This is a genomic window from Fontimonas sp. FW305-C-3 (assembly GCF_058783185.1).
Map to the genome: position 1 here is coordinate 1,072,386 of NZ_JBYSYK010000002.1, position 21,466 is coordinate 1,093,851.

Consider the following 21,466-nt stretch of genomic DNA (forward strand, 5'->3'; position numbering starts at 1 on the left):
CATGCGCGCCAGCTGCGCCATCGTCGGCCTCGGCGTCACTGCGCAGGGCATCGGCCTGGGCATCGGCAGCCGCGAACTGCGTGCGCAGGCCGTCGATCTCGCGCTGCAGGACGCGCGGCTCGGCCGCGATGCGATCGACGGCTACATCCATGCCTACATGGATCGCGAAGACCTGCGCTACATGGGCCTGTCGCCGAACTTCTCGATCGCGATCCAGACCGGCGGCGCGACGCCGGTGTTCTCGCTGATCAGCGCAGTCGGCGCGATCCTGTCCGGCCAGGCCGAGATGATCGCCTGCGTCTATGGCCAGGCGCAGTCGGCGCGCGTCAGCCGCGGCGGCGCGCCGATCGGCGCCTACGCTTATGGCTATCCGTCGCTGTACGGCCTGGTTGGCCCGGCGGCAACGCATGCGCTGCATGCGCGACGCCACATGCATCTGTACGGCACGACGTCGAAGCACCTCGGCGCGGTGGCCGTCACGCAGCGCGCCTATGCCGCGGTGCGGCCCGGCACGCTCGGCTACAACAAACCGATCACCCTCGAGGATCACCAGGCCTCGCCGATGATTACCGATCCGTTCCGCCGCCTCGACTGTACGCGCGATACCGACGGCGGCTGCGCGGTGCTGGTGACGACCGCCGAGCGCGCACGCGCGATGGGCGTGCCGGCGATCTACATCCTTGGCGCCGGCACTGGCCACAACATCGCGAACTGGCATGCCGGCACGGTCTACGAGAACCACGACAACATCGCGCCGGCCAAGGCACGCGCGTTCGCGCAGGCCGGCATGACGCTGCAGGACATCGACATGGCGCAGCTCTACGATCCGTTCACGATCTCGCCGCTGATGCAGCTCGAGGCCTACGGCTTCGTCGCCGAAGGCCAGGGCGGACCGTTCTATGCCGACGGCGGCGCCGGACCCGATGGCAAGATCCCGACCAACACCGGCGGCGGCCAGCTGTCGGCCTATTACACGACGGGCTTCACCGGCATCGTCGAGGCGGTGCTGCAGCTGCGCGGTCAGGCCGGTGCGGGCCAGCTGCGGCGCGCGCGTACCGCGCTGGTCAGCGGCCACGGCCTCAACGCCGGCGTGCACAACACCTGGGCCCACGCGACGCTGATCCTGGGGAACGAACGATGAGCGAACCGCTCGACACCGCTGCCCTCGCCGTGCAGTTCGGCGGCGATCCGCTCGACGCGCCGTTCTGGGACGCCTGCCGCGAAGGCCGCTTCCTGCTGCATCGCTGCGAAGCCTGCGGCCGGCACTACTGGCCGGCGAGCCGCTGCGTCGTTCACGGCGCGCAGGACATGCGCTGGGTGGCAGCGTCCGGCCGCGGCACGCTATACACCTACACGATCCTGCACCACGCCTACACGCCGGCGATGAAGGCCAAGGTGCCCTACGTGGTCGGCGTCGTGAAGCTCGACGAAGGGCCGTTCTTCCACAGCAACGTCGTCGACTGCGCGCTGCAGGACATCGCCGTCGGCATGCCGCTGGAAGCGGTCATGGCACCGCACGAAAGCGGCCTGACACTGCCGATGTTCCGCCGCCTGAAATCCTGAACCAAGTCACTGATCCAGAAGCGATTTATCAGGTCATCAAGGACCGCGGCCAGCACCTGTTGCCGGGCGCTAATGCACATGCATGTACACCAGTGGAAAGCTAATTAACATGCGTGTACATTAGGCGCCGGCATGACGTCGCTCCGGCGGCGCCCTTGGAGGGGACATGCCCTACCCACGCACTGACTACAGCGAAGGAACAGATCAATGAGTACAGCCGCCGCGCCGCTTTCCTGGGACCCGTATCGCCAGGACCTCGCCCAGGACCCGTATCCGACCTACAAGCGGCTGCGTGAGGAGATGCCGCTGTATTACAACGAGGAACATGATTTCTTCGCGATCAGCCGCTATGCGGACGTCGAAGCCGTGCTGCGCGACCGCGACCTGTTCAGCTCGGCGCACGGCGACATTCTCGAGTTCATCAAGGCCAAGTCGGTCATGCCGGACTCGGTCTTCATCCACCAGGATCCGCCGAAGCACACCGCCTACCGCTCGCTGATGCAGCGCATCATCACGCCCAAGCGCATGTTCGCGGTCGAACAGGACATCCGCGCGCTGTGCGCGCGCAGCCTCGACCCACTGGTCGGTGGCGACAACTTCGACTTCATCACTAACCTCGGCGCCGAAGTGCCGATGCGCGCCGTCGGCATGCTGCTCGGCATTCCGGAGAAGGACCAGACCGCGATCCGCGAATCCGTCGATGCGCGCATCCGCACCGAATCCGGCAAGCCGCTCGACATCGCACACAACCAGGAACTGCAGGCGCAGGCGCTGAGCGGCTTCGACGAGTACATCGCCTGGCGCGAGAAGAATCCGTCGGACGACATGATGACGGAGCTGATCCAGGCCGAGTTCAAGGATCCGCAGGGCGTCACGCGCAAGCTGACGCGCGACGAGATCACCAACATCGTCAACGTCGTTGCCGGCGCCGGCAACGAGACGACCAACCGCCTGATCGGCTGGATGGGCAAGACGCTCGGCGCACATCCGGACCAGCGCCGCGAAGTCGCGAGCAATCTGTCGCTGGTGCCGCAGACGATCGAGGAACTGCTGCGCTTCGAACCGCCTGGCCCGTTCGTCGCGCGCGAAGTCATGCGCGATCTGGAACTCTACGGCCGCAAGATTCCGAAAGGCGCGGTGATGCTGATGCTGATCTCCGCGGCGAACCGCGACGAGTCGCGCTTCGTCAACGGCGAGACCTTCAACATCCATCGCGAAGTGCGCCCGCACATGACCTTCGGCCAGGGCATCCACGTCTGCATCGGCGCGCCGCTCGCGCGCCTCGAAGGCCGCGTCGCGCTCGAAGAAGTGCTCAAGCGCTTCCCGGACTGGGAAGTCGATACCGACAACGCCGTGCTGTCGTCGACCTCGACGGTGCGCGGCTGGGATTCGCTGCCGGTCTGGATCGGCAAGCGCAAGCCGGGTTCGATCAGCGTGCCGAAGGCCGCTGCGCCGGCACCGGCACCGGCGCCCGCCGCGGCGACTGCCGAAGTCACGATGGAAGGCACCTGGAACGTCGTCGTCAAGGGACCGACCGGACCGCAGCCGGCAACGCTGGTGCTCGAACGCAACGGCGCGGCGATCACCGGCGCGCAGACCGGCGCCGGCTCGACCTCGCCGATCGCCGACTTCAAGCGCGAAGGCAATTCGATCTACTGGTGCAATCACATCACCAAGCCGATGAAGATGAAGGTCGAGTTCAAGGGCGAACTCAACGGCAACGTCATCACCGGCAAGGCCAAGGCCGGCTTCATGGGCTCCTACCCGTTCACCGCAACCAAGGCCTGAACTCACCATGGCGAAGATTCTCTACATCGAACACAACGGCAAGGAACATGTGGTCGAGGCCAATCCCGGCACGACCGTCATGCAGGCGGCCGTCGACAACCTGATCCCCGGCATCATCGGCGACTGCGGCGGCGCCTGCTCCTGCGCGACCTGCCACTGCTACGTCGACCCGGCCTGGCAGGACAAGCTCGGCAACAGGACCGAGGAAGAGGAAATGATGCTGGACGGTGCGCTGCGGGTTGAATCCAACAGCCGCCTGTCGTGCCAGATCACGGTGAAGGCGGAGCTCGACGGTCTCGTCGTGCGCCTGCCGGAATCGCAGTTCTAGGGAGGCTCTGATCGATGGCCGAAACAGTACGTAGCCCGGGTGCAACCCGGGGGTCTGCGCCTGTGGAAAATGCGCGAACCCGGATTGCATCCGGGCTACGGGTCTAGAACCAATGCACGCGGTGCGGAGCCATTCCGCATCGCGCGTATAGTCCGCCCATGAGGGACAAAGCCAAGCCGGCGATGCGCAAGACGCGCATCCGCAATCCGGTGGAGACCCGCGCGCGCCTGCTGCAGGCGACGGTGGAACTGCTTGCGCGCAAGGGCCCGGACGGCCTGTCGATCAAGGAAGCCGCCGAGCTGGCGCAGGTCAGCCGCGGCGTCGCCTACCAGCACTTCGAGCATCGCGAGCATCTGCTCAGCGAGGCGAAGGGCTGGATGATGGAACGCCTGCTTGAATCGGTGCAGAACAGCAGCGCCGCCGAACCGGGCGATGTAATGCTGCACACCGCAAGGCTGGTGCTGAAGAACCGCGACGCCGCGACGCTGCTGGTCGCCGATGCGATCGCCGGCCGCGAGCTGTCGCCGGACCAGCCGATCACCCGCGTCGTCCGTCAGATGCTGCAGCAGATGCAGCACCGCGGCGAGGCGCGCGCGGACATCGACATCGACATCCTGTCGTACATCTTCCTCGGCATGATCTCGACGCTGGTCATGCTCAGCCGCCTGCCGGCCAGCGATCCGGACGAGCTGGCACAGCGCTTCGCCCGCGAACTGTCGAACTTCATGCGCCACGGTATCTTCGCGCCAGGCTGAGACTCGCAAGGCGGGATACGCCGCACTTTCCCGCCCTGCCTGATGTGCGCTTGATCCGCTCTAACCATCCGCCGAGTTGTTGATCGGCAAGCGATAGCGCCGCATCAGCTTGTAGAAATCCGTGCGGTTGCGACCGGCGAGGCGCGCCGCGCGGCTGACGTTGCCTTCGGCGATGCGCAGCGTCTGCAGCAGATATTCCTTCATGAACAGATCGCGGGCTTCGTCGAGCGGGGCAACCGCGCTGTCCGGCTCGCCGAGCGCCTTGCGCACCAGCTCCGCGCTGATCACGCGGCCCGACGACAGCGCCGCGGTGCGCTCGACGACATTGAACAGCTGACGCACGTTGCCGGGCCAGTTCGCCGAGAGCATCAGTTCCATCGCCTCCGGCGAGTACACGCGCTGCGAGCCGCCCTGCTTGCTCAGGTGGCGCAGGCGCGTCGCGACCAGCAACGGAATGTCCTCGCGGCGCTCGGCCAGCGGCGGCAGCGTCAGCTCGACGACATTGAGACGGTAATAAAGGTCTTCGCGAAAACGGCCCTGCTTGACCTGCGCATCCAGATCGCGATGGGTTGCCGACAACACGCGCACGTCGACCGGGATCGAACGCACCTCGCCGACCGGCCGCACCTCGCGTTCCTGCAGCACGCGCAGCAGCTTGACCTGCAGCATCTGCGGCATGTCACCGATCTCGTCGAGGAACACGGTGCCGCCCTGCGCGGCGCGGAACAGGCCGGGCTGATCCGAGTGCGCGCCGGTGAACGAGCCGCGCTTGTGGCCGAACAGTTCCGACTCCAGCAGATCCGGCGGCACCGCCGCGCAATTGATCGCGACGAACGGATGCTGGCTGCGCGGACTGCCGTTGTGGATCGCCCGCGCCAGCAGCTCCTTGCCGCTGCCGCTGGGCCCTGTGATCAACACCGCAGGATCGAGCCGTGCGACGCGGCGCGCACTGGCGAGAATGCCGCGCATGATCGGCGCCTGCGTGAGGATCTCCGGCGCCCAGCGGCTGACGGCCGCATCTTCGTCGCCGGTGAAATGCAGATTGCGCCGGATGCAATCCAGCAGCAGGCCGCTGCGCACCGGCTTGGTCAGGAAGTCCACGGCGCCGGACTGCGTCGCCCGCACCGCGTCCGGAATGTCGCCATGCGCACTGAGGATCGCCACCGGCAGGCCCGGCCGCTTGGCCTGCACCATCTGCAGCAAGGCAATGCCGTCGATACCCGGCATGCGCAGATCGGCAATGACGAAATCCGGTTCGATGCGCTCGAGATGCTCGCGCGCCTCTTCGCCATCGGCGGCGACGACGACGCTGTAGCCCTCCGACTCGAGGCGCAGCGTCAGCACGCGCAGCAGCTTGGCGTCGTCGTCGACCAGCAGGATCCGCGGCGCGCGGCTCTCGGTTTGCGCTTCCATGTCACTTGGCATGTTCATCAAGACGTTTCTCGATCGCGATGACTTCGTTGAGCCGGCGCTCGAATTCGGAGACGCGCTCTTCGCAGACGCGGTCGCTCTTCAGGTCAGCCAAGCGGATCCGCGCCACCGAGGCGACATCGTCCCAGCGGCTTTCGGTCAGCGCCTTCTTCAAGCCGGTGCGCGCGGCAGCGGGGTCATAGCGGTTGTAGTCGGGCAGGCTCTGCAGCAGCGCGATCTGCCAGGCCTTGTCCGGCGTCTGCGCCTGGCGCCACATCGCGTTGCGTTCGCTAGTGCTGGCCTGCACGGCGCGATCCCAGAAGGCCAGCGCGCCGTGCTCCCCTTGCTGCTGCGACAGCTGCGGCAGCGGCAGATGCGCGCAGGCACCGAGGCCGAGTGCGCACGCAGCCGTCGCGAAAATCTGTAGACGTCGGCGCATACCGGGCCTACGCGTCAATCGGCGGGTGCGGCCATGCCATGGCCATGCGCGCACCCGGTCCTGCATCCTGAATTTCAAGTTCCCCTCCATGGGCATTGACGGTATCCACGACGATCGACAAACCGACGCCGGTACCTCGAACAGCGGTCTCCTCCTTTTCCGAGCCGCGCACGAACGGTTCGAGCATCCGCTCGCGTTCGCTCTCCGGAATGCCGCGGCCATAATCGCGCACGATCATCCAGCAGCGACCGTCGCGACGCTCCAGCGTCAGTTCGATCGCGCTCGATGGCGGCGCATGCTTGATCGCATTGCTGATCAGGTTGTCGAGCGCGATGCGCAGGCGCACGCGCTGGCCGTACAGCTGCAGGTCGGCGCGGGTCGCCAGCTCGACGCGCAGCGAGCGCTTGGCCAGCGCGAGGCGATGCGCGGACAGCACTTCGCGGACCAGCTCGGAACTGCCGAACCACTCCGAGGTCGCATGCCGCATGCCGTCGCGCCATTCGGCGTAGGCGATCAGGTTGCGGATCTGCTGCTCGAGCTCGACCGACGCATCGAAGACGATCTGCACGACTTCCGCCTGCGCCGGTCCGAGATTGCCGAGCGTACCGTCCCGCATCAGGTCGGCGCCTTCGCGGATGCTCGACAGCGGCGTCTTCAGTTCATGCGAGACATGCATGAGGAAGCGATCCTTGTCGGCCTCCAGCATGGCGAGCCTGCGCCGCAGCCAATCGAGTTTCTCGCCCAGCCGCGACATCTCGCGCGGATAGGCGATGCTGACCGCCTGGCTGTAGTTGGACGTGCCGAGCGCCGAGATGCCGGCGCGCAGGATCTTCAGCGGCCGCGTGACGGCGAGCGAAAAGCCGAACGCCAGCAAGGCGGTCAGCGGAATCGACGCGACCGCGCAGATGCGCGTCATGCGTCGCGATTCGCTCATCTGCTGCTGCAGAGCCTGCACGCGCAGGTCGATGCTGTTGCGGCCCATCGCGATCATCGTCTCGGCGGTCGCCTTGTTGCGCCGCAGCCGCTCGGTGACCAGCGTCAGCGCTTCGACGTCGGCGGTCTGCGCGGTCCAGATCAGGCCGGCGCTGCTGATGTCCCTGAGGATGTCGAGCGCATAGCGCTCGAAGGCCGGCGGATAGGCGCCGCTGTCGATCTGCCGCAGGATCGCGATGACCGCGTTGCTGCGGCGTTCGAGCACCGGCAGCAGGTCGGCATCGTTGAGCGCGATGTACTGCAGCGTGCCGCGTTCGAGATTTTCCAGTTCCTTGAGCAGCTGCGCGCCGGCGCGCTCGATGCGCAGCCCTTCGGCGAGCAGCTGTTCGCTGAGCTGCGCCTGCTGCTGCAGCATGACGCCGCTGAGAATCACCGCAATCAGCATCGGCAGCGCGGCGAACAGACAGCCGATCGCCACCATGCCGGTCATCGTGCGCGGCAGCCAGTACACCCACCAGGCCGTGCGCCTGAGCGGCTGACTTGTGTCCGATTCCGCGACGCGATCGGCGAACAGCTGCGAAGCCATCACCGACGACAGCGCGGCACTGTTGTCGCTCATTGCGGCCCGAACCCCATCCGGATGTCGAGCCGCTGTCGCCGCGGTCTCCGAATCGCGACACATCGATGCTCCACGCAAGAGGAGCGGTGGTCGTCGGGAGCGCCTGATCGGTGGGGTTTTGTGTTCCGCTGAGCGCTCATGTCATCAGTCCTTGTTGCCGATCTGCGACAGCTGCGATGCCTGCCAAACCAGACACTTAGCTGCATTGCGATAGTGAGGTGTCGCTGATTGGCAACGGTTCTGCTGCACTGCGACAACCCAATGTCGTCCTGGGCGCCTGAATCGATGCTTAACTTTCGGATTCAGAAGAAGTTCTTCGTCCTGGCATCGCCCTTGCCATAACCCCTCTGCGAACCGCGAAAACGCCATCCCGGCGAATCGTTGGTGAGCAAGGCCGGTGCCCTGAGCACCGAATGAATCATCAAGGACGAGAACTACTCATGCGTATCAGCATCTTCGGAATGGGCTATGTCGGCGCGGTGTGTGCGGCTTGCCTCGCAGAAGACGGCCATGACGTCATCGGCGTCGACATCTCGGCCCTCAAGGTCGACCTGATCAATCGCGGAAAGTCGCCCGTCGTCGAACCCGGCCTCGATGAACTGCTGCAGAAGCAGATCGACGAGCGCCGCCTGCGCGCGACCAGCGACCTGGCCGCAGCGGTGCGCGACACCGACCTGACGATGGTCTGCGTCGGCACGCCGAGCAAGAAGAACGGCGACCTCGATCTTCAGTATGTCGAAGAAGTCTGTGCCGGCATCGGCGCCGAGCTGAAGGACAAGGCGACCTGGCATACCGTCGTCATCCGCAGCACCGTGCTGCCGGGCACGATCGCTTCGCTGGTGATCCCGACGCTGGAACTGACGTCGGGCAAGGTCGCCGGCGTCGACTTCGGCGTCGCGGTGAATCCGGAGTTCCTGCGCGAGAGCACGGCGATCCGCGACTACCGCGAGCCGCCGATGACGGTGATCGGCGAACTCAACGAACCGTCGGGCGAGGCCCTCGCCCAGCTCTACTCGGCGCTGCCGGCGCCGATGGTGCGGCGGCCGATCGAGGTTGCCGAGATGGTCAAGTACGCCTGCAACGCCTGGCACGCGACGAAGATCACCTTCGCCAACGAGATCGGTGCGATCGCCAAGGCGGCCGGCGTCGATGGCCGCTCGGTGATGAACATCCTGTGCCTTGATCGCAAGCTCAATCTGTCTCCTTATTACATGCGTCCGGGCTTTGCCTTCGGCGGCTCCTGCCTGCCCAAGGACCTGCGTGCGCTGACCTATCGCGCCGGCCAGCTCGACGTTGAATCGCCGCTGCTGAGTTCGATCCTGCGCAGCAACAAGGCGCAGATCGAGAAGGCGGTCGACATCGTCGCGTCGTTCGGCAAGCGCCGCATCGGCCTGCTCGGCCTGTCGTTCAAGGCGGAGACCGACGATCTGCGCGAAAGCCCGCTGGTGGAACTGGCCGAGGCGCTGATCGGCAAGGGCTACGAGCTGTCGATCTTCGACCGCAACGTCGACTACGCCCGCGTGCACGGCGCCAACCGCGACTACATCAATGCGCGCATCCCGCACGTCTCGAACCTGCTGCGCTCGGACATCGACGATGTCATCGCCAATTCGGACGTGATGGTCGTCGGCAACCGCGACTATCAGTTCGCCGAGGTGCTGTCCAAGCTCAACGGCGATCACCATGCGGTCGACCTCGTCGGCTTCATGGGCGATGTCTCTAGCGAGCGTTCGCAAGGCATCTGCTGGTAAGCCGCCATGTCCGGGATCGCTACCGCAAGCGCGTTCGACGGCCGCACCTTGAGGGGCACCGCCGGCTGGATGCTCTATCTCGGCGTCCTCGGCACGCTCGCGGTCTCGCTGCCCGGCACGGCCTTCGACGCCGATCACGCCCGCTTCTGGGTGGCATTGGGTGTGATCGGCATCTGGCGCTACTCGCTGGGCGCGGTGCATTTCCTGCGCGCGATGTACTTCCTCAACGTCGTCTATCCGCGCTCGCGTGCCGTCGCCAGGCAGCTCGGTGCCGAGGCCCTGCCCTCGCGCTTCTATCTGCTGATCACCAGCTTCCGCATCGCGCCGGAGACCACGGCGCTGGTCTATCGCGCCGCGATCCGTGAAGCGACCGCGATCAAGGTGCCGACGACGATCGTCGCGTCGATCGTCGAGATGGCCGACGAGCAGCTGATCAAGTGCATCTGGGAACGCCTCGCGCCGCCACCACAGGTCAAGCTGTGCATCGTGCGGATTCCCGGCACCGGCAAGCGCGATGCGCTGGCACAGGGTTTCCGCGCGATCTCGCGCGACACGCCGCCGACGGACGCGCTGGTGGCCGTCATCGACGGCGACACGGTGCTCGACCCGGACATCCTCGAGAAGACCGCGCCGTACTTCCGCCTGCACCCGAACACCGGCGCTCTGACCACCAACGAGTTCTGCGAAGTGCGCGGCGGTCCGTGGATGCGCGAATGGCATCGCCTGCGTTTCGCCCAGCGCCACCTGAACATGTGTTCGATGGCGCTGTCGCGCCGCGTGCTGACGCTGACCGGCCGCATGTCGGTGTTCCGCGCCGAGATCGTCACCAATCCGGAATTCATCCGTGATGTTCAGGAAGACGCACTCGATCACTGGCGCCTTGGCCGCTTCCGCTTCCTGACCGGCGACGACAAGTCGAGCTGGTACAGCCTGATGCGCCTGGGCTGGGACACCTGGTACGTGCCGGACGCGTCGATCACGACCGTCGAGCATCCGCCCGATCCGTCGTTCCTGCGCGCGAGCCGCCAGCTGATGTTCCGCTGGTACGGCAACTCGCTGCGCCAGAACAGCCGCGCGACCAAGCTCGGCGTCCGTCGTCTCGGACTTTTCACCAGCTACGTTCTGTGGGATCAGCGCGTGTCGATGTGGACGAGCCTGCTTGGCTTGTCGGTCGCCCTGGTCAGTGCCGTGCTGTACGGACCGGAGCTGCTGCTCGCCTACCTGCTGTGGATCGGCACCTCGCGTCTGGTGCTGACCCTGTTGCTGGTCGCGAGCGGCCATCCCATCGGTCCCGGTTTCCCCGTGTTGCTGTACTACAACCAGATCTTCGGTTCGCTGACCAAGATCAAGGTGATGTTCCACCTCGATCGGCAGTCCTGGACCCGACAGAAAACCACGCTCGCCGGCGGCCGCAGCACGAGCATGGCCTGGTCCTCCACCGCAATGCTCGCGTCGAGCGCCAGCCTGTTCCTGGCGTTCGTCATCACGCTGGCCTGAGCACAGACCTTAATCCGAAGGACGTTCCCATGACCCGAGCACAGCCCCTCAATCTGGTCCACGAATCCGAAACCCAGCGCCAGCATGTCCGCGTCCGCGTGCCAGGTGCCGTCGAGATCGACAACGGCACCGCGCGTGCGCAGTTCAAGCTGCACGACATCTCGGCGGGCGGCATCGGCTTCGATGCGCGCAACATTGCATTCAAGCCGGGGCAGAAGTGCGAGGGCCACCTGAAGCTCAAGCTGGACGCGATCGTCGTCGCCATCCCGGTGCGCTTCAGCATCCGTCACTTCGACGCGACCAGCGGCCGTGTCGGCGCGGCGTTCAGCGAACTCGACGCGGTCGAGATCGCGACGATCCGCCGCGTCGTCACCGGCCTGCTGAGCGGCGAGATCGTCGGCGTCGGCGATGTGCTGCAGACCTTGTCGCGCAATAACTTCACGGCGCCGCGCAACGCCAGCACCGGCGGCGAGAAGCGCAGCGTGTTCAGCAGCATGCGCGCGATGGTCGTCACGCTGGCGATGCTGGCGGTCGGCGCGGTCGCGCTTTTCTACACCGCGCAACGCATCGACGAGCGCCTGTTCCATACCACCGCATCCGCCGCGCGCGTCAGTGGCCCGCAGTTCCAGATCACGATGCCGCGCGACGGCGTGTTCCGCAGCCTGGTTCCTGACGATCGCGTCGTCGCCAAGGGCGCGCCGATCGGCTCCTTCGAGACAACGATGCTCGATCTGGTCCGTAGCCAGGCGCTGCAGTCCGACCTCAAGGCCTCGGATCTCGAAGCGCTGCTCGACAAGGCCGTCACCGGCACGATCACCAGCCCCTGCGATTGCCGCGTCGACGCCCTGCTCGTCACCAGCGAGCAGTACGTCGGCAAGGGCCAGCCGGTCGCGGCGCTGACGCCGATCGAGTACGAGCCGTACGTCGTCGCGCGCTTCAAGTACCCGGAGGCCAATCGCCTCTCGGTCGGTTCGCCGGTCAATCTCGCGATCGACGGTGAAGTCACCGAACGCGAAGGCCGCGTCAGCGAGATCCGCCGCGGCTTCGGCGGCGACGAGATCGACGGCGACCTGGTCGTCGTCATCAAGCCGGACGAAGCGATTCCGGCGCAGCTGATCAGCCGCGCCGTGGAAGTCAGCGCGCGCAACAACACCCTGCGCGGGTTCGAGGACAAGGCGCGCCGTTCGCAGGCGGTCGCCCGCGTGGATTCTTCCGCGCCGGCCGGCGCCGCCAACGCCGCAGTCAGCGAGTAACGCGCGGAGCGCGCCATGACCGCCACTCATCCCATCTCCCGCCCGGCGCTCGCGCTCGCACTGGCGAGCGGCCTGATGACGGGCCTGCTCGCACAGCCGCTGCACGCCGCGTGGCTGCCCGATCTGGGCCGCGGCACCGCCGCGCTCGATGCGGGCAACTATGAAGAGGCCGAGCGCAACCTGCTGCCGCTGGCGCAGCGCAGCATCGTCGACGCGCAGATCAAGCTCGCGCGCCTGTACGTGCAGCGTGGCCGGCAAGGCGATCTGAAGTCGGCGATCCACTGGTACTGGACCGCGCTGGAGGAGGACAAGTCGGTGCGTCTGCCGCTGGTGCGCGCGATTCTCGCCGACGGCAGCGCCAACACGCAGACCATTGCCCTGCTGCGCGAAGCCGACGACGACGGCGATCCGGAAGCGCTGCGCGTGCGTCTGCGTCTGTATCGCGACATGCCGGCGCTCGCGGAGCCGGGCGAAGCGCTGGCACTGGCGAAGCGTGCCGCGCAGAGCAAGCAGATCGATGACGCGACTGCGGCGATCGGCTGGTTCGGCGCGCAGCCCGACAGCCCGGAAACCCTGACCGCGGTGTCCGATCTCTGTGAGCAGTGGGGCGAGCGCGTCGACGCCTGCTACGGCGTGCTGGCGCGCCAGCTGCGCGCCGCCGAGGACAGCAAGGCGATTGCGGCGCTGGTCGAGAAGGTCGAGCGCGGCCATGCCCAGGGCAAGGTCAGCCGCGAAGCCGTGACCCAGGTTGCCGCCACGCTGAGCGCCAGCGATCGCGCCGGTGCGGCGCAGCCGGCCGCGGCGTATCGGCTGCTCAAGCCGGTCGCCAAGCAGTCGCCCGAGGCGAAGACGCGCATGGCGCGCCTGCTGATCGACGACCGTTCGCTCGACGAAGCCAGCAATCCACGCGAACTGCTGGAGCAGGCCCTGGCCGACGGCTGGACCGAAGCCGCGCTGTATCTCGGCCGCCTGCATCTGGATCTGCAATCGCCGGATGCCGACCCGGCGCGCGCGGTCGATCTGCTCGAACAGGCCAGCGACAAATTCCCGGCCGCGCACTTCTGGCTCGGCCGCATCTACGACGACGGCTATCTCGGCAAGGCCGACAAGCAGCTCGCGCTGCAGCAGTACCTGCTTGCCGCACGCGGCGGCTATCAGAAGGCCGATCTGGCATTGGCCCAGCTGTACTGGAACAACCGTGGCGCCAGCGTCGATCCGGTCAACGCGTACTGCTTCGCGCGGATCGCGATGCACACCGGCGTCGTCGGCGCCGAAGAACTCGTGACGACGATGCGCAGCCGCATCGAACCGGAGCTGATCGACAGGGGGCAGCGCAAGGCCGAACAGGAATACGCAGCGCGGCAGACCGCGCAACGCACGATCGCGGCCCTGCCGCTACGCCAAGCCTCACTGACAGAGAGCACGCCATGACTCCAACCCAGCACCGGATCCCCAGCCGCTTTCGCCTGTTGGCCATCTGCGCCGCAGTGGTCGCCTCGACCACGGCCGCGGCACAGGACTTGGCACCCGGCGATTTCTCGCTCGGACTCAAGCTCAAGCTGGCCGGCCTTGCCGAGGGCGCCCGCGACCTGGGCCAGATCGACATCGACGGCACGCGCGCCGATCCGGATGGCGAGACCACCGAAGGCTATATCGACGTGCAGCCGGTGCTGTTCTGGCGCATGAGCGAGAACTGGAACCTCTTCACGCGCCTGCAAGGCTTCGTGCCCAGCGGCGAGATCGTCGTCACCGACGACGATCAGCCTCGTCGCACCGAGTCGTATGCGGCGATCCGCGAGGCTTGGGTCGAGTACGGCGGCCTGACGTCCTATCCCGGCGAGACATTGCGCATCGGCCGTCAGCGCCTGCGCGATCAGGACGGCAGCTGGATGGATCGCGATGCCGAAGCGATCCGCTGGATCTTCGACAGCACGCTGCTGCAGGGCCAGGTCGGCGTCGCAACCGAACTCGACACCTTCCGCACCGGCGATTCCGAACTGCCGCCGTCGCAGCGCGATCGCGGTTATGTCTTCGGCGGATTGTCCGGCCAGTGGACTGCCGGTCATTACGTCGGCGCACGCTCCACCTACGCCTTCGACTATTCGGATCTCGACGAGGAAGCCGCCTCCCTGGATGCCGATGCCAAGCTCTACGATCGTCAGTTCGTCTGGCTCGGCGCCTACGCCAACAACGGCTACTACAGCTATCCGGAAGCGGCCGGCGTCTATTACTCGAGCCAGATCGACTTCCTGACCGGCCGCAAGGAAACCGTCATCCCCGGCGAGTTGCCGGGCACCGACCAGCGCGACGAGCGCGATGTCAGCGCCTTCGCCGGCGACATCGGCCTGCGCCTGCGCCTCGCCGCACCGTTCGCGGTCGGCGTCGCCTATGCCTTCGGCCAGGGCGGCGGCAATCCGGACGTCGACGAGACCTACGAGCAGAGCGGCCTGCACAGCAACCGCTCGCGCTTCACCGGCACCCGCACGCGCCTGTACCGCTACAACGAAGCGCTGCAGCCGGAACTCAGCAACCTGCACGTGGCAACGGCCTACGTCTCGGTGCCGATGGAACGCTTCGATGCGAGCCTGATCTATCACCGCTTCCAGCGCGAACAGGAAGACGCCGGGATCATCGTCGATGGCATCGATGTGCAACCCAGCGTCAACGACGACGACATCGGCGAAGGCTATGACCTGGTCCTGACCGGCTACTTCGGTTCGATGTCGAAGGCGACGCGCGAGGACGACGACGATCTGCGCTCCAACGTCAGCCTGCGCGGCTCGCTGTTCCGCCCGGGCGACGCCTTCGGCGGCGGCGAACTCGACGACCAGTACCGCGTGATCCTGGAGACGACCTTGTGGTTCTAGGCCTGCGCCAGCTTGTCCGCGTGCTGCCGGCCTTGCTGCTGGCGACCGGCTTCGTCCTGCCGGCAACGGCAACGGCAGCGGACACGACGATCGCCGAGGCCCTCGCGAAGCCGAAGCGCTATGTCGTGCGCGAAGCCGCGGTCGGCGACCTGCAGCAGGACGCACCGCAGTTGCCGGACCTTGCGCCTTATACGACCGATGCGGTCAAGGCGCGCATCCCCAAGACACGGCGCGGCAGCAGTGCGATCCGCCGCATGGTCGATCTCGACGCGCTCGGCGAGTTCGTCAGCGGCCAGCAGACCACGCGCCTCAGCGAATGGGCGGCGCGCCAGAGCAGCAATCCGGTCGTCATCGTCGTCGAAGGCGGCCACCTGACGCTGCCGCAACTCGCCAAGCAGCTCGGCAGCACGCAGCTGGCCGAGACCGAGCCCGGTATCTACACCCTGCGCCTGCCGCTGCTGGTCGCGCAGGGCGCGAGCCTGCTGATCGACGACAGCGTCAAGGAACTGCGGCTGTCGCAGGAGGCTGGTGCCTTCCTCGTCAACGACGGCAAGATGTTCATCGTCAACACGCGCGTCACCAGCTGGCGCGAGCGTGAAAGCGCGCCGGCGGCGTTCCGCAGCGGCGACGAGTTCCGCCCGTTCCTGGTGTCCTGGGGCGGCTCGGAGCTGTACATCGCCGGCAGTTCGCTGACCAGCCTCGGCTACTCGGCGAGCAAGGCCTACGGCATCTCGATCTCGCAGTACAGCCCGGCGCGCCAGAAGCGCCTGCAGCGGCCGTCGCCGAAAGGCTGGATCGTTGACTCTGATTTCGTCGACAACTGGTTCGGCTTCTACTGCTTCGAGGCCGACGATCTGGTCGTGATCGGCAACCGCTATCGCGGCAACATCGTCTACGGCATCGATCCGCACGACCGCTCGCACCGGCTGATCGTCGCCAACAATCGCGTCGAGGACACCAAGAAGAAGCATGGCCTGATCGTCTCGCGCGAAGTCAGCCACAGCTGGATCTTCGGTAACGTGATCACGTCGAGCGGACTGTCGGGCATCGTCATCGACCGCAGCAGCGTCGGCAACGTCGTCGCCGACAACACCGTCTACAACAACGGCGGCGACGGCATCACGATCTACGAAAGCCCGGACAACCTGCTGTGGGGCAATCGCGCCGTCAGCAATGCCAAGCACGGCATCCGCGTGCGCAACAGCATGCGCATCAGGCTGTACAACAACCTGTCGATCGCCAACCAGTTCTCCGGCATCTACGGCCACGTCAAGGATCTCAGCGGCACCGACCGCAATCTGCGCCTCGATCCCTTCGAGCAGCACATCTCGATGGTTGTCGTTGGCGGCCAGCTCGTCCACAACGGCAGCAGCCCGGTCTCGATCGACAAGCCGCTGAGCCTTGAACTCTACGATGTGGACCTGCTGGCGCCAGCGAGCAGCACCGGCATCAGCTTCAACGGCGTGCTCGGCGAGAACCAGAATCGACTGCTGGATCTTCTGGTCCGCCAGCGCGTGCCGGTGCTGATCGAGCCGGTCGACGAACCGGAAGGGAGGCGCAGCTGATGCGCCGCCACCTGCTCAGCGCAGCACTCGCCACACTCTGCGCCCTGCCCGCCACTGCGAGCGGCAAGGCCGAGCGCCTGCATGTCGACAGCTACATCGTGCGCGAGGCGCCGATGGACGGCCTGACCCTGCAGGCGCCGCAGCTGCCTGACCTGAGCCCTTATACCCGAGCGGCCGTCGAGGCGAAGATCGGTGCACGCAAACAGGGCCGCGTCACGGTCGATCGCATCCTGCGCCAGCCGGCGTTCAAGGAATTCACCGGCAGTGATGGCCGCATCGTCGAATGGGCGCGCCGTCAGACCAGCAACCCGCAGGCGATCTTCGTCGATAGCGGCGTCATGACGCCGGCCGATCTGGTCAAGGCCGTCGCCAACCGGAACTGGCTGGCGGAGACGGCGCCGGGCGTTTACCTGCTGCGCCTGCCGCTGGTGGTCGCGCACGGCGCGACGCTGCATATCGATCCGGCGACGCGCGAGTTCCGCATGTCCGAGGAAGGCGGCGCCTTCATCGTCAACGACGGCCGCCTGTTCATCGTCGGCAGCCATGTGACGGGCTGGCGCGAACGCGACGATGCGCCGGCGCATTTCCGCGACGGCACGCAGTTCCGTCCGTTCGTCGTGTCCTGGGGCGGCACCGAGACCTACATCGTCGACAGCACCGTCGCCAGCCTCGGCTACGCGGCGAGCAAGTCCTACGGCATCTCGATGTCTCAGTACAGTCCCAGCGTCGTCAAGGCGATGGGCCGCGGCGAGCCGACCGGCTGGCTGCTCGGCTCGACCTTCGTCGACAACTGGTATGGCTACTACTGCTATGAGGCGCGCGACGTCGTCATCGCCCGCAACATCTACAAGAACAACATCGTCTACGGCATCGATCCGCACGATCGCTCGCACGGCCTGATCATCGCCGAGAACGATGCCTACGGCACGGTGAAGAAGCACGGCATCATCGTCTCGCGCGAGGTCAACGACAGCTGGATCTTCCGCAACCGCGCGCACCACAACGCGCTGTCCGGCATCGTCATCGACCGCAGCAGCGTGCGTAACGTCGTCGCCGACAACACCGTCTACGCGAACAACTCCGACGGCATCACGATCTACGAAAGCTCGGACAACCTGATCTGGGCCAACCACAGCATTTCCAACAAGCGCCACGGCATCCGCGTGCGCAACAGCGTGCGCGTGCGCCTGCACGAGAACCGCGCGATCGCCAACGGCTCGGCCGGCATCTACGGCCACATCAAGGATCTGCACGGCACCGACCGCAATCTGAATCTCGATCCTTTCGAGCAGAGCGTGTCGCTGGTCGTCGTCGGCGGCCAGCTGATCCACAACGGCAGCGGCCCGGTGACGATCGACCAGCCGCTGAGCCTGGAGCTCTACAACGTCGATCTGCTCGCGCCGTCGCGCGCCGGTGGCCTCGCGCTGAGCGGCGTGCTCGGCCGCTACCAGAACGTCCTGCTTGATCTGCTGGTGCGTCAGCGCCGTCCTGTCGTCATCGAACCGGCCGGTGGCGCCGGAAGGGGAACCTGAGCCATGGTGTTTTCGTCGAACGTCTTCCTGTTCCTGTTCCTGCCGGTGTTTCTGGCGATCTACTACGCCAGCCCGTCGCGGTGGCGCAACGTGATCATCCTGATCGCGAGCTACATCTTCTACGGCTGGTGGCGCGCGGACTTCCTGCTGCTGTTCGCCGGCGTCACCGCGTGGAACTACCTGGTCGGCCTCGGCATTGCGCGCAATGGCATCGGCACGGCCGGCGCCAAGCGCTGGCTGACTGCCGGCGTCGTCGTCGACCTGTCGATCCTCGGCTACTTCAAGTACGCCAACTTCGGCATCGACACGCTCAACGCGCTGCTCGGCGTCACCGGCAACACGCCGATCACGGCGCTGCATGTGCTGCTGCCGATCGGCATCTCCTTCTACATCTTCCACGCGATCAGCTACATCGTCGACATCTATCGCGGCGATGTCGAAGCGACCCAGGACCCGATCGCCTTCGCCGCCTTCATCGCGCTGTTCCCGCAGCTCGTCGCCGGCCCGGTGCTGCGCTACAAGGATGTCGTCGATCAGTTCGCCAACCGCACGCATACCGTCGAAAAGTTCGCCGAAGGCGCGACGCGCTTCATGCAGGGCTTCGTCAAGAAGGTGTTCATCGCCGACACGCTGGCGCCGATCGCCGACCAGGCCTTCGCGCTGGAGAATCCGACGATGGTCGACAGCTGGGTCGGCGCGCTCGCCTACGCGGCGCAGCTGTACTTCGACTTCTCCGGCTACAGCGACATGGCGGTCGGCCTTGGCCTGATGATCGGCTTCCGCTTCATGGAGAACTTCAACCAGCCGTACATCAGCCAGAGCATCACCGAGTTCTGGCGGCGTTGGCACATCAGCCTGTCGAACTGGCTGCGCGATTATCTGTACGTTCCGCTCGGCGGCAACCGCCACGGCACGCTGATGACCTATCGCAACCTGCTGCTGACGATGCTGCTCGGCGGCATCTGGCATGGCGCCAACTGGACCTTCGTCGTCTGGGGCCTCTGGCACGGCGGCCTGCTCGCCATCGAGCGCATGGCCGGCGTCAAGGCGCAGGCCGATGGTTTCAACGTGGCGCGCTGGTCGCTGACCTTCCTTGCCGTGCTGATCGGCTGGGTGATCTTCCGCGCGCCGGACATCGGCACCGCGTTCAGCTACTACGGCGCGATGTTCAGCTTCGACAGCGAAGGCCTCAGCGCGCCGATGGCCGCGCAGACCTCGAGCCTGCAGCTGGCGGTGCTCATCGTCGCCTACATCGTCGTCGCCGTCTGCGGCTGGCGCGCGAGCGAAAAGCCGCTGCCGCTGTCGCCGCGCTTTGCTGCCGTGATCGCCCATCCGATCACCGAGGCCATGATGCTGCCGATCTTCGCGCTCGCCGTGCTTCGCCTGTCGGCGCAGAGCTACTCGCCGTTCCTGTACTTCCAGTTCTGAGGCCCGTATGCGCACTTTCGCCGTCATCCATACCAGCCTGTTCCTCGCTGTCGTGCTCGTGCTCGGCGCGCTCAGCATGCTGCGCATGCAGCCGATGCCGATGCCGGCCGGCACCGAGATCCGTGTCGGCGAAGCGGCACGCAAGTTCGAGGATCACTACGACGAAATCTTTCCGGCCAAGACCTTCGGCATCAACTTTTGGGCGGCCTTCCAGTACCTGGCGTTCGGCGAAGGCCGTAGCGGCGTCATCGTCGGCGACCAGGACTGGCTCTACAGCCTCGAGGAGTTCCGCGGCTGGCCGGATGGTGAAGCGCAGATCGAGACGCGCCTGCAGCAGATTGTCGACGTGCGTGAGCAGCTCGCGCGGCGCGGCACGATGCTGGTCGTCGCGTTGGTGCCGGCCAAGGCCAGCATCTATGCCGAGCATCAGGGCGATCATCGTCCGGATGCCGTGCACGACGGACTTTACGAACGCGCGCTCGGCGGCCTGCGTGCCCGCGACCTGATCGCGGCGGACCTGCAGACCGCGATGCTCGCCTGCAAGCAGCAGCGCGCGGTGTTCCTGCGCACCGATACGCACTGGACGCCGGACGGCGCGCGCTGCGCCGCGCAGGCGATCGCGGCGCAGGTCAATCAGGCCGGCCTCGGCACGCGGCAGCCGCAGGAATTCGTCGGCCGCACGGAAGCGGAACGCGACCACTCCGGAGACCTGATCAATTTCCTGCCGCTGGCGCCGCATTTCGCCGGACTGCTGCCGGCCTTCGATCGCCTCGCGCCGACGCATACCGATGCGGCCGCCGCCGTCGATCTGCTCGGCGATGCACCTGCCGCGGAGGTCGCGCTGGTCGGCACCAGCTACAGCGCCGATCCGCTGTGGAACTTCGACGGTGCGCTGCGCGAAAGCCTGCATGAAGACGTTCTCAACCTCGCCGATTCCGGTCATGGGCCGTTCAAGCCCATGGAGGCCTACTTGCAGGACTCGAACAGTCCACGCCCCCGCGTACTGATCTGGGAGATCCCGGTGCGCTACCTGCCCATGGAAGACGCACCGGCAGCCACACAGAAACCATCACACGGAGAAACCGCATGAACCGCAACCGCAGAAAACCGCTCGACCTGCTCACCCTGACGTTCGGCACCGCGATCCTGATCTCGGCGCTGCAACCGCAGCCGGCACGTGCCGACGACGCCGCGCTGTACGGACCGGAAGCGCCGCCCAACTCAGCCTTCGTCCGCGTCGTCAACGCCAGTGCCAACGGCGATCTCGACGCCCGCGTCGGCGACAAGGCGGTCGACCGTCTCGGCGCCTGGGGCGTCAGCGAATTCGAGTACCTGCCGGCCGGCACGCAGAACATCGTCGCCGGTGCGCAGACGCAGTCGGCACAATTGCAGGCCGGGCATTTCTACACCGCGGTGGCGGACGGCCAGAGCCTGCGCGTGCTGGAGAACGCCGGTTATGAGAATCGCCTCAAGGCCCTGGTCGTCCTCTACAACCTAACCGACCAGAACAATCTGTCTCTGCGTACCACCGACGGCAAGACCACGCTGGTCGAACCGGTGCAGCGCGACAATTCCGGTGCCCGTGAAGTGAATGCGGCGCGCGCCAAGCTCGCCCTGTTCGCCGGCGACACGCGCATCGCCGATACCCAGCCGCTGACGCTCAACCGCGGCAAGGCGCTGAGCCTGTTCGCGATCGGACCGGCCGCGTCGCCGAAGCTGGTCTACGCGACCAACTGAG

Annotated in this window: 18 protein-coding genes; 15 read left to right on the forward strand and 3 right to left on the reverse strand. The window is 66.4% G+C overall.

Annotation, left to right across the window (positions count from 1 at the left end; genetic code table 11):
• Position 1 precedes the first annotated feature (1 nt).
• From AC3WUF_RS11285 to AC3WUF_RS11305, 5 genes are all read left to right on the forward strand, one after another.
• Positions 2-1,141 (forward strand): thiolase family protein, encoded by a 1,140-nt coding sequence (locus AC3WUF_RS11285; RefSeq protein WP_492425501.1) that lies wholly within the window; start codon positions 2-4, stop codon positions 1,139-1,141.
• Positions 1,138-1,563 (forward strand): Zn-ribbon domain-containing OB-fold protein, encoded by a 426-nt coding sequence (locus tag AC3WUF_RS11290; RefSeq protein WP_492425503.1) that lies wholly within the window; start codon positions 1,138-1,140, stop codon positions 1,561-1,563. The genes AC3WUF_RS11285 and AC3WUF_RS11290 overlap by 4 nt, the downstream gene beginning before the upstream one ends.
• A 207-nt stretch (positions 1,564-1,770) precedes the next feature.
• A complete protein-coding gene (locus AC3WUF_RS11295; protein WP_492425505.1) occupies positions 1,771-3,351 on the forward strand; it encodes a cytochrome P450 in 1,581 nt (526 codons plus the stop codon).
• A gap of 7 nt (positions 3,352-3,358) precedes the next feature.
• Positions 3,359-3,679 carry a 2Fe-2S iron-sulfur cluster-binding protein gene (locus tag AC3WUF_RS11300; RefSeq protein ID WP_492425507.1) on the forward strand — a complete coding sequence of 107 codons (321 nt, stop codon included), beginning with the start codon at positions 3,359-3,361 and terminating at the stop codon, positions 3,677-3,679.
• 158 nt (positions 3,680-3,837) lie between these two features.
• Complete coding sequence (locus tag AC3WUF_RS11305; protein WP_492425509.1) at positions 3,838-4,434, forward strand: TetR/AcrR family transcriptional regulator; 597 nt, start codon at positions 3,838-3,840, stop codon at positions 4,432-4,434.
• 60 nt (positions 4,435-4,494) lie between these two features.
• Here the strand turns inward: AC3WUF_RS11305 and AC3WUF_RS11310 are convergent, their stop codons facing one another.
• From AC3WUF_RS11310 to AC3WUF_RS11320, 3 genes are read right to left on the reverse strand one after another with little or no spacing between them, the layout of a single operon-like run.
• A complete protein-coding gene (locus tag AC3WUF_RS11310; RefSeq protein WP_492425511.1) occupies positions 4,495-5,865 on the reverse strand; it encodes a sigma-54-dependent transcriptional regulator in 1,371 nt (456 codons plus the stop codon).
• Positions 5,849-6,283, reverse strand: a complete 435-nt coding sequence (locus AC3WUF_RS11315; RefSeq protein ID WP_492425513.1) for a hypothetical protein — start codon at positions 6,281-6,283, stop codon at positions 5,849-5,851. Before AC3WUF_RS11315 ends, AC3WUF_RS11310 begins: the two co-directional genes overlap by 17 nt.
• Before the next feature lie 7 nt (positions 6,284-6,290).
• Positions 6,291-7,835 carry a sensor histidine kinase gene (locus AC3WUF_RS11320; RefSeq protein WP_492425515.1) on the reverse strand — a complete coding sequence of 515 codons (1,545 nt, stop codon included), beginning with the start codon at positions 7,833-7,835 and terminating at the stop codon, positions 6,291-6,293.
• 440 nt (positions 7,836-8,275) lie between these two features.
• Between AC3WUF_RS11320 and AC3WUF_RS11325 the strand changes: the two genes are divergently transcribed.
• Genes AC3WUF_RS11325 through AC3WUF_RS11370 form a run of 10 tightly spaced genes read left to right on the forward strand, consistent with a single transcriptional unit; the run spans position 8,276 to position 21,465 of the window.
• Positions 8,276-9,586 (forward strand): nucleotide sugar dehydrogenase, encoded by a 1,311-nt coding sequence (locus tag AC3WUF_RS11325; protein ID WP_492425517.1) that lies wholly within the window; start codon positions 8,276-8,278, stop codon positions 9,584-9,586.
• 6 nt (positions 9,587-9,592) lie between these two features.
• Positions 9,593-11,083 carry a glycosyltransferase family 2 protein gene (locus tag AC3WUF_RS11330; protein ID WP_492425519.1) on the forward strand — a complete coding sequence of 497 codons (1,491 nt, stop codon included), beginning with the start codon at positions 9,593-9,595 and terminating at the stop codon, positions 11,081-11,083.
• Positions 11,084-11,112: 29 nt separating this feature from the next.
• On the forward strand, positions 11,113-12,336 hold the full coding sequence (locus AC3WUF_RS11335) for a PilZ domain-containing protein (protein WP_492425521.1): 1,224 nt from the start codon (positions 11,113-11,115) through the stop codon (positions 12,334-12,336).
• A gap of 15 nt (positions 12,337-12,351) precedes the next feature.
• Positions 12,352-13,767 carry an SEL1-like repeat protein gene (locus tag AC3WUF_RS11340; RefSeq protein WP_492425523.1) on the forward strand — a complete coding sequence of 472 codons (1,416 nt, stop codon included), beginning with the start codon at positions 12,352-12,354 and terminating at the stop codon, positions 13,765-13,767.
• Positions 13,764-15,203, forward strand: a complete 1,440-nt coding sequence (locus AC3WUF_RS11345; protein WP_492425525.1) for an alginate export family protein — start codon at positions 13,764-13,766, stop codon at positions 15,201-15,203. Before AC3WUF_RS11340 ends, AC3WUF_RS11345 begins: the two co-directional genes overlap by 4 nt.
• Positions 15,194-16,768, forward strand: a complete 1,575-nt coding sequence (gene algG, locus AC3WUF_RS11350; RefSeq protein ID WP_492425527.1) for a mannuronan 5-epimerase AlgG — start codon at positions 15,194-15,196, stop codon at positions 16,766-16,768. The genes AC3WUF_RS11345 and algG (AC3WUF_RS11350) overlap by 10 nt, the downstream gene beginning before the upstream one ends.
• Complete coding sequence (algG, locus tag AC3WUF_RS11355; RefSeq protein ID WP_492425529.1) at positions 16,768-18,300, forward strand: mannuronan 5-epimerase AlgG; 1,533 nt, start codon at positions 16,768-16,770, stop codon at positions 18,298-18,300. The genes algG (AC3WUF_RS11350) and algG (AC3WUF_RS11355) overlap by 1 nt, the downstream gene beginning before the upstream one ends.
• 3 nt (positions 18,301-18,303) lie before the next feature.
• Entirely contained in the window at positions 18,304-19,728 is a 1,425-nt protein-coding gene (locus tag AC3WUF_RS11360; protein ID WP_492425531.1) for an MBOAT family O-acyltransferase, read from the forward strand.
• A 7-nt stretch (positions 19,729-19,735) separates the two neighbouring features.
• Positions 19,736-20,818 (forward strand): alginate O-acetyltransferase AlgX-related protein, encoded by a 1,083-nt coding sequence (locus AC3WUF_RS11365; RefSeq protein WP_492425533.1) that lies wholly within the window; start codon positions 19,736-19,738, stop codon positions 20,816-20,818.
• Complete coding sequence (locus AC3WUF_RS11370) at positions 20,815-21,465, forward strand: alginate O-acetyltransferase AlgF (RefSeq protein WP_492425535.1); 651 nt, start codon at positions 20,815-20,817, stop codon at positions 21,463-21,465. Before AC3WUF_RS11365 ends, AC3WUF_RS11370 begins: the two co-directional genes overlap by 4 nt.
• Position 21,466: the final 1 nt, after the last annotated feature.